The organism is Tenacibaculum xiamenense (genome assembly GCF_964513065.1).
GTDB classification, from domain to species: Bacteria; Bacteroidota; Bacteroidia; order Flavobacteriales; family Flavobacteriaceae; genus Polaribacter; species Polaribacter xiamenense.
In genome coordinates this window covers 58,314-70,441 of sequence record NZ_CAZEQU010000002.1, presented here as the reverse complement: position 1 = coordinate 70,441, position 12,128 = coordinate 58,314, and the positions used below count along the sequence as shown (strand labels likewise).

General features: G+C 30.9%; 11 protein-coding genes. 2 read left to right on the top strand and 9 right to left on the bottom strand.

Translation table 11 applies throughout. The features are described from left to right. The 5 genes from ACKTTV_RS00345 to ACKTTV_RS00325 all read right to left on the bottom strand — a co-directional run bounded on the left by ACKTTV_RS00345 (position 1) and on the right by ACKTTV_RS00325 (position 6,249). Positions 1–1,107, bottom strand: coding sequence for a DUF4272 domain-containing protein (locus ACKTTV_RS00345; RefSeq protein WP_408028811.1), 1,107 nt, complete (start codon positions 1,105–1,107; stop codon positions 1–3). Positions 1,108–1,261: 154 nt separating this feature from the next. Beyond that, on the bottom strand, positions 1,262–2,530 hold the full coding sequence (locus ACKTTV_RS00340; protein WP_408028810.1) for an MFS transporter: 1,269 nt from the start codon (positions 2,528–2,530) through the stop codon (positions 1,262–1,264). A 3-nt stretch (positions 2,531–2,533) separates the two neighbouring features. Next, positions 2,534–3,193, bottom strand: a complete 660-nt coding sequence (locus tag ACKTTV_RS00335) for a hypothetical protein (protein ID WP_408028809.1) — start codon at positions 3,191–3,193, stop codon at positions 2,534–2,536. A gap of 292 nt (positions 3,194–3,485) precedes the next feature. Then, complete coding sequence (locus ACKTTV_RS00330; protein ID WP_408028808.1) at positions 3,486–4,481, bottom strand: NAD(P)H-dependent glycerol-3-phosphate dehydrogenase; 996 nt, start codon at positions 4,479–4,481, stop codon at positions 3,486–3,488. 172 nt (positions 4,482–4,653) lie between these two features. Continuing rightward, the gene (locus ACKTTV_RS00325) at positions 4,654–6,249 is read right to left on the bottom strand and encodes a tetratricopeptide repeat protein (protein ID WP_408028807.1); all 1,596 of its coding nucleotides are present in this window, start codon (positions 6,247–6,249) and stop codon (positions 4,654–4,656) included. Between the two features lie 357 nt (positions 6,250–6,606). Here ACKTTV_RS00325 and dut point away from each other — a divergent pair, with 357 nt between their 5' ends. Next, on the top strand, positions 6,607–7,038 hold the full coding sequence (gene dut / locus ACKTTV_RS00320) for a dUTP diphosphatase (RefSeq protein ID WP_408028806.1): 432 nt from the start codon (positions 6,607–6,609) through the stop codon (positions 7,036–7,038). Between the two features lie 26 nt (positions 7,039–7,064). Beyond that, on the top strand, positions 7,065–7,508 hold the full coding sequence (locus tag ACKTTV_RS00315) for a DinB family protein (RefSeq protein WP_408028805.1): 444 nt from the start codon (positions 7,065–7,067) through the stop codon (positions 7,506–7,508). A gap of 14 nt (positions 7,509–7,522) precedes the next feature. On the opposite strand, the gene ACKTTV_RS00310 is transcribed toward ACKTTV_RS00315, so the two are convergent. The 4 genes from ACKTTV_RS00310 to recA all read right to left on the bottom strand — a co-directional run bounded on the left by ACKTTV_RS00310 (position 7,523) and on the right by recA (position 11,766). Continuing rightward, a complete protein-coding gene (locus ACKTTV_RS00310; RefSeq protein WP_408028804.1) occupies positions 7,523–8,059 on the bottom strand; it encodes a GNAT family N-acetyltransferase in 537 nt (178 codons plus the stop codon). A 3-nt stretch (positions 8,060–8,062) separates the two neighbouring features. Beyond that, a complete protein-coding gene (locus tag ACKTTV_RS00305) occupies positions 8,063–9,742 on the bottom strand; it encodes an amidohydrolase (RefSeq protein WP_408028803.1) in 1,680 nt (559 codons plus the stop codon). Positions 9,743–9,769: 27 nt separating this feature from the next. Beyond that, complete coding sequence (locus ACKTTV_RS00300; RefSeq protein WP_408028802.1) at positions 9,770–10,627, bottom strand: AraC family transcriptional regulator; 858 nt, start codon at positions 10,625–10,627, stop codon at positions 9,770–9,772. Between the two features lie 131 nt (positions 10,628–10,758). After that, on the bottom strand, positions 10,759–11,766 hold the full coding sequence (recA, locus tag ACKTTV_RS00295; protein WP_408028801.1) for a recombinase RecA: 1,008 nt from the start codon (positions 11,764–11,766) through the stop codon (positions 10,759–10,761). Positions 11,767–12,128: the final 362 nt, after the last annotated feature.

Genomic DNA, 12,128 nt, shown 5'->3' with positions numbered 1-12,128 from the left:
TTAAGTGCTTGTTGACACATTATCCCAATCTTCTCCATAGCGATCAATTAACCAATTTAACGCATAATGTCTTTCATACACCACACTCGTGTTTATATTAGAGGGAGTGGGTTCATTTTTAACTCGTGCATTCACACAAGCCCAGTGCAATCGATAGGTTAAATCAAGTTGATCTAATATTTCATTGATATCTCTTAAATTGTAATTAAGTAAAAACTCTTCAAAATCACGAAACTCTCTGATTGGCTCAATAAGTGAAGCTACATCTACAATTTGCGAAGGAAAAAGTAATTCATCAGTATACCCTGTTGCCCACATTAAAACATAAAGAGATTCATAACGCCAAATAGCGTTTACATAATCTTGTTCTTCCAATTCGGTATTTCTCAAAAAATGAAGCTCCCAAGGAGATACGTTATCTGGATGGACACCATACTTTTCTAAAACCTGAAAAGAGATATCTGATTTTTTAAGTTCTCCTTTTACAGCTACTGCTGCCAGAGTAATAATTCGGTTAGCAACCTCTTCTTCAGTTCTATATTTAATTTGACTTGATGAAGGTGTTACGGGTAGACTTTCTAAGGTAGGAATTCCTCTTTGTTGTAATAAATCAATTGTAGCTTTTTTCCTTCTCTCACTTTCAGGATCTGATTGAATACCTGCATCAAAAGTTTGAGCAGACATTTTAACATCATACTCACTCAGTTCACAACTACCTCCAGAATCAATAATTAATTGCCAATTTTTTGTGTAGAAAGCCATTGACGGAGAAAAAATGAGTCCGTACATTTCATCTATCAAAGCATTGATAATAGTTGTAATTTCTTCTTCAGAATCAAACTCAATTTGATATCCTTTTACACACGAGGCTAAGTGCATTAAAAACTTGGAATGAACCTCCATATAATCAGGATTTATAAGTCCTGAATAAAAGTTTAACATGCCTTCACGTTGTGCAAGAAAGTAATCGTCACCATCACTAATTTTAACATTTAAATTAGGAATGCTAATTTCAGATTCCAAGACCGTTGGATTAAAACTATAAAGTGTTTCTAATAGTTTTTCTGGCTCTGTAAACGAGGTAAAAAAGTAAATGCTGTTTGTCATGATTCAAGTTTTTCAAATGATATCCTCTTATGAGAAAAAACTCAATTCAGGATCCAATTATCATTCATAAAGATGAATCATAATAATTCAAAACAAAAATCAATTTATTATTTGTTAGAAAACAGCTACTATCCGTTGATTGTTAATTGCTAAACTATTCGGATTTCTCGTGTTCTTCTAAATCTTTTGATAAATCTAGTTTTCTTAAAGTAGGATTGAATATTCCCGTAGCAACAACGGTAATTAAGGTCATAGTTCCACCAAAAATAACTGCGGTAACCGTTCCCATTAATTTTGCTGTTAAACCGCTCTCAAGTGCTCCTAATTCATTTGAAGATCCCACAAACATAGAATTTACTGATGCTACTCTACCACGCATGTGATCGGGTGTTTTCAGTTGTAAAATAGTTTGTCTGATAACCATAGAAACGCCATCAGTAACACCGTAAAAGAATAACGCAACTAAAGACACCAAGAAAATTTTAGAAGCTCCAAAAATAATTACACAAATTCCAAAACCGAAAATTGCACTTAACAATTTCATACCAGCATTTTTACTTATTGGAATAAAGGCCGTAACTAACATTGTTAAGAAAGCTCCTACTGCAGGTGCAGCTCTTAAGGCTCCAAATCCAGTAGCTCCTACTTCGAGTATATCCTGAGCAAATACAGGTAATAAAGCAATTGCTCCACCAAAAAGAACCGAAATCATATCTAAAGTAATAGCTCCAAGGATTGCTTTGGTTTTAAACACAAAGGAAATTCCTTCTTTAAGACTCTTTTTAATAGACTCTCCTTTCTTAGGATTTAAAATTGGTTTTTTCTTTATAAAAAATACCATGAAAAGAGAAAATAAAACGAGAGCGAAAACAATACTCAATGATTTACTTACTCCAATCCAAGAAATAGAATATCCAGCAAAGGCAGGCCCTAATACTCCAGCTACTTGCCAAGTGGTACTACTCCATGTAGCGGCATTTGGATACAATCGTTTTGGAACAATTAACGCCACTAAAGAGAAAATGGTAGGTCCGAAAAACGAACGTAAAAATCCACCGAAAAAAACAAGAGCATAAATTGAATATAATACGGTTTTAGAGTTCCAACCTTCCACATAATCTGGATCGGTTAAAAAGTATAAACCAAAACTAATTAATGAAAATAAGGCAATACAGAGCGCTAATAAGTTTCTCTTTTCCTTTTGATCAACGATATGCCCAGCAAACAGCGCCATAGAAAATGCAGGTACAAATTCAAAGGCACCAATGAGTCCTAAACTCCATGGATCTTTTGTTAAAGAATACACCTGCCATTCAACAATTATAAATTGCATAGACCAGGCAAATACCAATGCAAATCTTACTAATAAAAATATATTAAACTCTTTTATTCGAAGAGAAGCAAAGGGATCTTTTTTTTCCATGTATTAGTTTAGTTTTAAATCCATTAAAATGGCAAATGTTTCATTTACATCTTGTTCCTTTACAACAATTGTCATTTCATGGGTAGTAGATATAACTTCTTGAACGGCAATATTTGCCCAAGCAAACTGCTTTAATATAAAGTAATAAACTCCTGATTGTTCTAAGTTTTCTTTTGGAAGTTTTATGGTAATCGAAGCAAGATCATTTACATTATTAATTAAAATTTCACTTTTAAAAATGTCTTCTACAAACGGTTGTAAGTTTTTACTTGTTACAATATTCGTTTCGAAAATCCCCTGAGAAACAGTTAAAAAATAATCGTTACTATCAGCAGATTTACTTAAAATTTTTGCAATTTCCTTTAATAAAGAAGGTGTGTTTTTAAAGGTAAAGTCGCATAGGTCAGATCGAACAATAACATCACCTAAGTCAAGTGCTAGTTTTTTAATGTTCTTTCTAATTCGCAATTCATTTACTGGAGACAACCTATTTATTGCCATCATCACAGCACCTACTTTTACATCTTTTTTTAAGAGTTTTGAAACTTCAGGTAAAATTTCTCTTGCAAGTGATGATACATTGATCAATTTTTCATTGAGCGCTTCTTCTATAAAAGGTGTTTTTCGAATAGTTATTTCGACAGCTTCTTGAATTGTTTTCATGGGTTTTTCAAATTGAGTTCTAACAAATAAAACGTAAATCGACTAAAAAAATTTTTAGACATTTACCTAGTTGTTAAATTTTAAACTAAAAGTAATAAATAATTACACTAATGTAAAAATATACTTTTATTTTTAAATCAAGATATTTTGTAAAAAAATTTGTATTTTAGATTTTTAGGCTAATTTTGTCAAAATTTTTAAGATACTATACTAAAAAACAACTTATTATATTGAAGCGATTGGTGAGTACTTCTTATTTTATAAGAAGAGTTTTTTGTACAAATGCAAACAACTAATCTAATCTATTTGTTAACTTTTTAAACTCATCTTTCGCTTCTTTTTTATCATATAAAACATTATAAACGGCGTCAATAATTGGAGTTTTGGCTCCGTTTTCTTTTTTAATTTTATAAGCACTATTAGCAGCGTAATATCCTTCAGCAACCATACTCATTTCAAACATTGCAGATTTTACGGTATATCCTTTACCAATCATATTTCCAAACATTCTGTTTCTACTGAATACAGAATATCCTGTTACTAGTAAATCTCCTAAGTAAGCCGAATTATTAATATTACGCTTCATTTTATGAACCTTTTTAATAAAGCGTTTCATTTCTCTAATCGCATTACTCATTAAAACCGATTGGAAGTTATCACCATATCCTAATCCATGAGCTATTCCGGCTGCTATTGCGTAGATATTTTTTAACATAGCAGCATATTCCGTTCCAATGATATCGTCGGAAATTTTGGTTTTTATATAACGTCCAGCAATAAACTTACTTAAATCTTTTGCCTTTTGTTCATCTTGACAAGCAATGGTTAAATACGATAATCGTTCCATAGCCACCTCTTCAGCATGACATGGTCCAGTGATAACTCCTATGTTTTCATAAGGTATTTGATGAATATCGTGAAAGTGTTCTCCAACAATTAATCCAGTTTCTGGTATAATTCCTTTAATCGCTGAAAAAACTATTTTCTTTTCAAGTGAAACGGCAAGTTTATCTAATTCAGATTTTAAAAAGGCCGATGGAATTGCAAAGATTAATACATCGTAATTTCCAACAATGTTATTAATATCATCCGATAAGTCTAATTGCTCAGGATGCAACTCTGCAGAACTAAGGTAGTTTGGATTATGCTTATTTCTTTTTATATGCTCAATCGCATAAGCACTTCTCATATACCATCCAATGGTATCAAGATTTTCAGAAAGCATTTTAACAATAGCTGTTGCCCAGCTTCCGCCACCAATTACGGCTATTTTTTTATTGTCTTTCATTCAGTCGTTTGTTTTGTAATGCGAAATTAATAAATCTGACAACTACAAGCTAAAACTTAAGGTTATTATATTTTATCTATTAAAACTTTAAATACAAATCAGGCATTAGAAAATCTAATGCCTGATTTGTATTTATACCTCAACTGAAATCAATAGTAACAATAAATCATTTTTATTTTAAAGACGACGCCTTCTTATAAAATTCTTGAGCTTCAGTTGTTTTACCCATTCTAGAATAGCAGTCTCCTAAATATTTCCATCCCTTTGCTGAATTAGGAAACATTTGTGTTACTGAATAAAGAACTCCGATTGCCTGTTGATATTGGCCTTGATTTAATAGTAATTTTCCAGCGTCAACAAATTTTCTTTCAAAATCGAAATATTTATATCTAGAATCTTGCATCATCTTAGTAATGTCTTTTTGCAATGTTTCCATATCTCCTTTACTAAACAATGTTCTAATATGCTCCATAGGTCTTAAAATAAAACCTTCAGAGTTGAATGTATGAACCGCTTTTAAAACAGGATCTTCATTATTTTTATATTTATCGAAGCTCATATCTACAGATAATTGAGGTGTTAACCAGGCATCATTTGACCAAGGAGCCTTATCTTGCCACCATGCGAATGATAACAATACCTTTACTTTACTATTAGGTAAATAAACTGGCGTGGCATCTCCATAAAAATTAACGTTTTCACTTGTAGCTTCTCCTACGAATATTGCATTGGTATAGGTATCCAATCGATTGACAAGATTTTGACAAGCTGAGTATGTATCTCTACCAATTATAACGAATAACTTTTCCTTTTGATTAATTTTTTTATTCGCAATTATACCAGTGATAATTGGTTTTACCAAGTAGTTATTTCCTCCTCCATTTAAACGAACATCAAGTATTAATTTTTCAACATCATTCTCTTCTACAAAGTCAAAAACTCGTTTGTAAAATGCTTCTATCGATTCCGATTCATCGTTTCTAACTCTACTATGTCTAACATAAACCGTTTTTTGTTTTGGTAGGTATTCGTAAAAATACATTTTATCTAAATTTTTAAGATATAATGGTGTTTTACTTTGGTTTCTGGCACTTAACCACTCTTCTTTTTGTTGCACGTAGCCATAGCTTGTAGGTACTCGTTTTTTATTGGGCAATATTGTAAACTTTTGTTGAAACGTATTTCCTTTTTTCTCTAAAGTAAGTGTAATGGAATTTTGAAGTTTTTCTGTTATTTTTTGCGCATGTAACACTTCTGGATAACGTACATCATTTATTCCGTAGGCTTTAAAAAATTGGGAGTTCTCTACTGCAACGGTAGGTTCTATTTTTTTGAGTACATCTAAAATTGGTATTCCTTCAACAGCAATAACTTTTGCTCCAACTGCTTTTGGATAATTTTTATGTACTCCTTGGATATAAATTCCGTCATTAAATTCATACAAATTGAATGGAAGCTGAGAAAATTTAAAAGACTTTTGATTATACGAAACGTAAGTATGCCCATATTTAAAGAGTGAAACAATTCGCGAAAATCCTACAATAATTTCATGCTCCTGTAAATTCGGAATTTGATCATGGAGTTCTTCAATGGATGTATTAAACTCTTTTGCTGTAACCTTTTTGAATAAAAAAGAAAACTCTTCATTTACCGTTTTCTGTAAAAATCTTAAATCTTCTTGCCATTGTGCCACACTAATCTTTTTTTGTTCTTGGGCAGATAATTTAAAAACTAAAAATATGCTAAGTATGTAAAGTATTTTTTTCATGATACCGTTGTAAAAGTTAATAGTTATGTCACTAAATTATCATTCGATGCTCAAAAAAAATAATTCAATTTATTGAAATGTAGTTATTTATGTCTGAATTGTAATAATTGGGTGATCATCTATTCTTAAAATTATAAACTATACTGATAAATAGGATTAGTTCCATCATAGTAAATGTCTTATTTGTACAAGTTTTACTGCTCCGATTGATTCTCATTTCATCTCTTTATTTTATTGTTTTTAAATAGAAATTATCTAATTAGTAAACAATCATCTCAGAGGGTATCAAGAATTTTTATGGTTAATTTCAAATGAAAAAAATCCTGTACTTTTGGACCTGTAATTTAAAATGTAACCATGAACGTACAAATTATAAATAAATCTAAACACGAAATTCCAGCTTATGAAACTGAAGGATCTGCTGGAATGGATTTACGTGCTAACATAGAAGAAGCTATTACTTTAAAACCTTTAGAAAGAACTATTGTAAAAACGGGATTATTCATTGCACTTCCTGTTGGTTTTGAAGCTCAAGTGCGTCCAAGAAGTGGTTTGGCTGCTAAAAAAGGAATTACTGTATTAAATGCTCCAGGAACGGTAGATGCCGATTATCGTGGGGAGATTGGTGTTATTTTAGTGAATTTATCAAATGAAGATTTTACTATTAATGATGGTGAGCGTATAGCACAATTAGTGATTACCAAACATGAACGTGTTACATGGGAACAAGTAACTACTTTAGATGAAACTGAGCGTGGTGCTGGCGGATTTGGTAGTACAGGTGTTTAAAACAAATCTTAAATCAAAAAATGCTTATGAAAGAAACAGCTGTTAAATTGGAGAACTTACTAAAATTAGGATTCGATTATATTTCGAAATCTTCCGAACAAGAATTATCTAAGAAAAAAAATGATAAAACTTGGTCAAAAAAGGAGATTATCGGTCATTTAATTGACTCTGGAATTAATAATCTTCAACGATTTACAGAAATTCAATTTGAGGAAAAACCTTATAAAATCAGAAAATACAATCAAAACGAATTAGTTATAGCTAATGATTATCAAAATTCTGATAGTGACGAATTTATTCAGTTATGGATTTCTATAAATAATCGTATTAAAAACATAATGTTGCAACAATCAGAAACTAGTTTAAGTTTTGAGATTGAATTGGATCATGGAAAAATTTCTGATTTGAAGTTTTTAATGGAAGATTATGTAGATCATTTAGAACATCATTTGAAACAAATAATAGAGTAAAAACTAAGCCGAGTTTATATTTTCTTATAAACTTGGCTCATTTTACGAACTTCATCATGTAATAATTCAAAATCTAAAAAACAATGTGAATGATATTGGTATCCCATTCGTTTGTAAAAATTGAATGCCTGAGGTTGCTCATCCATAGCATCCAACCAAATATAATCGTATTGTTTTTTTACAGCTTCATCTTCCAACCATTGTAATATGGCTTTTCCAACACCTTTTCCTTGTACTTTTTTATGAAGATATATTCTATGTAACTTAACAATGTTTTTTTCGTTTAAGCCTTCTAATTCTTTATTCCAAAGAATGCGAAAGTTCCCAACTTTTTCGCCATTAAAAAGTACATAATAATAGTCTGCATTCTTCTCAGAAAGTTCATTTAAAATATTCTCTTTTGAATATTGACTGTTTATATACCAGCGGCCATTATCTTTCCAAAAATGACTGTAAGCAGCTGGATAAACTTCTTCCATTAAAGAATAAAGAGCATCGAAATTATCATTAGAAATTTCTTCTAGTTGAATAGTGTCTGATATTTGGATCATCAATTATTTCTTGTAAATCAATTTTCCGTTAAAAATAGTCATTAAAATTTTTGCTGTACTTATTTCATTCGTTGGAATTGAAAAAATATCTTTATCCAACACGATAAAATCAGCTAGTTTTCCTTTTTCAATAGATCCAACCTTTTCCTCTTGTCGCATAGTATAAGCTCCATTAATTGTATAGGCTTTAACAGCTTCTTCTAAAGATAGATTTTGGGGGCTTCTCATTACCGCATTTTGAATCCCAACAAAAGGATTTAAGGTACTAACATTCCAATCGCTACTCAATGTTATTCTTACTCCCGCTTCTTTTAATGATTTAATCGGAATTAAATTATTAGCTAAACTACTTCCCACTAAATGTTCATTTTCATGCCAATATTCAGGCTTTGTAAAATCACCCGCAACTTGGGCATCGGCAGTAACATTTAAGCTTTTAAATCTGTTTATGTCATTTTCATCTATCATTTCAACATGTGTTAATCGGTGTCTACCATTACTTGTTCCTCCTTCTTCAATAGCATTTAATGCTTCTGTAATTCCTCTGTTTCCAATGGCGTGTATATGAAAATCAAATCCAATAGCTTCCAATTCTTTAATGTATTTTTTGATTCTATCTGAGGTAAAATAGTTAATACCATTATTGGTGTTTAATCCGAAATAGTTCACTTCATAATCACTATGCAAAGCTGCTGTTGTATTATGCGTAATACCATCAGCATAGAGTTTTATTTGATTAATTTTTAATAGATCGTTGTTAACATTATAAAGCTCCTTTAATCTTTGCAATTGACTCTCATCATTTTCATCAGGATATGCCCATAAGCCCAAATTAAAGCGGGCAGTTAACTTTTTATCATTGGCCAATTCAATCCAAGTTTTATGTTGATTTCTTTTCCAATAAGTTCTAGCATCACATACTGAGGTTATTCCATGTTTTGCTAATTCAGGTAATACATACGACACCATTCCGTCATATTCTCCGTAGGTATCATTTACTTCTTTTAAAGCTTGTTGAAATACAATATCACCAGCATTATCTATCAATATTCCATTCAAATTACCATGATCTTTCATAATAATTCCACCTTGTGGATTTGGAGTAGTATTTGTAATTCCCGCCATTTCCAAAGCTTTTGAGTTTACCCACATTGAATGTGATGTTTGCTCCATAATAATTACTGGTCTATCAGAAACGACTTCATCAATAATTTGTAATGGATTTCTCTCCGATTCTAACAATGTATTAATTGAATGACCAAAACCAATTAACCATTGTATATTCGGATTCATTCGCGCCGCTCTTTTTATTTCAGAAATATAATTTTCAGCGTTGGTTTCATCTTCATTTAAAGTAAAAACTGTTGTATTTGAACCTACCTCCATAGGATGCATATGAACATCGTGGAACCCAGGTAAAACAAGTTTCCCTTTCAAATCTACTCTGTCAACATTTTCACCAACTTTGGTTTCAGCTTCTTGTGAAGAACCTACGAAAGTAATTTTGTTTTCTCTTACAATAATAGCTTCAGCCCAAGGCTTTTCAGTGTTTACCGTATAAATTTTACCATTAAAATAAAGTATTTCCTTTTCATTAATCGATTCAGCCAAAGCTTCTTCTTCTTTTTTATTACAAGATTTTGAGGTTAATACAATACTTAATATAATTATAATAAACTTCATTTTTTTCATGTTTATACTGATTGTTTATCAGCCTTTTAAAGGTATGTAAATTTCTGTTTCATATAAATTTACGTCATTAGTGTTTCCTTCATGCTTGGTATATTTTTCTATAAAAGGAGCTTCAGATATTTCTTTATCCGTTGTAAGCAACCATTTACTAAATATTTTATCATAAGTCTCATCAATGTGTTGATAAGGTCCTACGTGTGTAAATACCGCATATTTTTGCTCTTTGAGTATTTTAACTCTAAGTTTTGGAATAGAAACATTCATAGAATCAACTATAATACATGCATCATAATCGTAGTTAATTGCTTCAGAAATTATAGGTTCATCCCAAATAATACCGAAACACTCAGCATCGTTTATATTTATATTAAGCTCTTCTACTTCACTCAAAAAATCATCCCAAAGAACATCTAGTTTTGTACTATAATAATCACCTTTAAAAGTGGTATAAAGTACTTTCATTTCAGGTAAAACCGTAATTTTTTCTTCAAAAAAAGGCATTATTTGTTTTTCATTTGTTTTATGATTTCGAAATAAGTTTTCTTTTTTACTTCGATAAATAGCTGGTGAAACACCAAAATGCTTTTTAAACGATTTACTAAAAGTTTGAACATCAGCATAGCCGACTTCTTCAGCAATAACTTTTATTTCTTGAGAAGAATACAAGAGTTTTTTAGCACCGTTTTCTACTCTAATTCGTGTAACATAAGCACCTATAGTTTCGCCATAATATCCCTTAAATACTCTCTGTAAATTTCGATATGAAAAGCTTGATAAATTTTCCAACTCTTGTATTGAAATTTTCGAATTGTATTTAGCTCTTAAATAGGAAACTACTTGTTGTAACCGGTGTTTATAAAACTGTTTTGTTTCCATAGTACAAATGTAGTTGAGCTTATGATTATAACTTTTGTCATAAATTGACAACTTAAAATACAAAAAAAAGCAGCTTAATAATTAAGCTGCTTTTTAAGTAATAGTTGAAACTTCTAATTTAAATATAAATGTTATTCTTGGTTTTCAATAGCTTCTTTAATTTTGTTTTCAAGCTCCTCCATTAATTCAGGGTTGTCTTTAATAATACCTTTTACAGCATCTCTTCCCTGTCCTAATTTAGTGTCGCCATAGCTAAACCAAGAACCACTTTTCTTTATAATTCCGTAATCAACACCAATATCTAAAACTTCACCAACTTTTGAAATTCCTTCACCATACATGATGTCGAACTCAGCTTGTTGGAAAGGTGGTGCTACTTTATTTTTTACAATTTTAACCTTGGTACTGTTTCCAATTACCTTATCACCATCTTTAATTTGAGTACGTCTTCTAATGTCTAAACGTACAGAAGCATAGAATTTTAAGGCATTACCTCCAGTTGTTGTTTCTGGATTTCCAAACATTACTCCAATCTTTTCACGTAACTGGTTAATAAATATAACAGTACAATTTGTTTTACTAATAGTTGCTGTTAACTTACGCAGTGCTTGAGACATTAAACGAGCATGAAGTCCCATTTTAGAGTCTCCCATTTCTCCTTCAATCTCTGATTTTGGAGTTAAAGCCGCTACCGAGTCAACTACAACAATATCAATAGCACCAGAACGAATTAAATTATCGGCAATTTCAAGAGCCTGCTCTCCGTGGTCTGGTTGCGATATAATTAAGTTATCAACATCTACACCTAAGCTTTCTGCATAAAAACGATCAAAGGCGTGTTCAGCATCAATAAAAGCAGCAATACCACCACTCTTTTGAGCTTCAGCAATTGCGTGTATTGTTAAGGTAGTTTTACCTGAAGATTCTGGACCATAGATTTCAATAATCCTTCCTCTTGGATATCCACCAACACCTAAAGCCAAATCTAAACCTAATGATCCTGATGAAATTGCATCTATATCTTCAATTTGGCTATCGCCTAATTTCATTACTGTACCTTTACCATAGGTTTTGTCTAACTTATCTAGGGTAAGTTGAAGCGCTTTTAATTTCGCTTCTTTTTCTTTATCTGCTGCCATAAAATCTGCTAAAAAACTTTTAATAAAAATAAGAGATGCTAAGTTATAAAAAACTTACTATTATTTGTTCAAAATATTTTGGTAGTTTTTCACTTTGTATTAATTTCATCAATAAACTTTTACTGAAAAAGTAAAACAACTTTCTTCAAAGTTTCTTTTTCTTAGAATTAGTTCAATTTTGAAACTAATAATTTCCAAACAAAAAACGTTTTCGTAAGTTGAACATCGGTTATCCTGCCCAAAAACTAACTTTTTTATAAACATATTTTTATATTTGGAATCCTATAGTGCTTTTTATACAAATTGTACATAGAGAATTAGAAATGATTAATAAATTATTAGAAAGTAATTTCAATTATTTA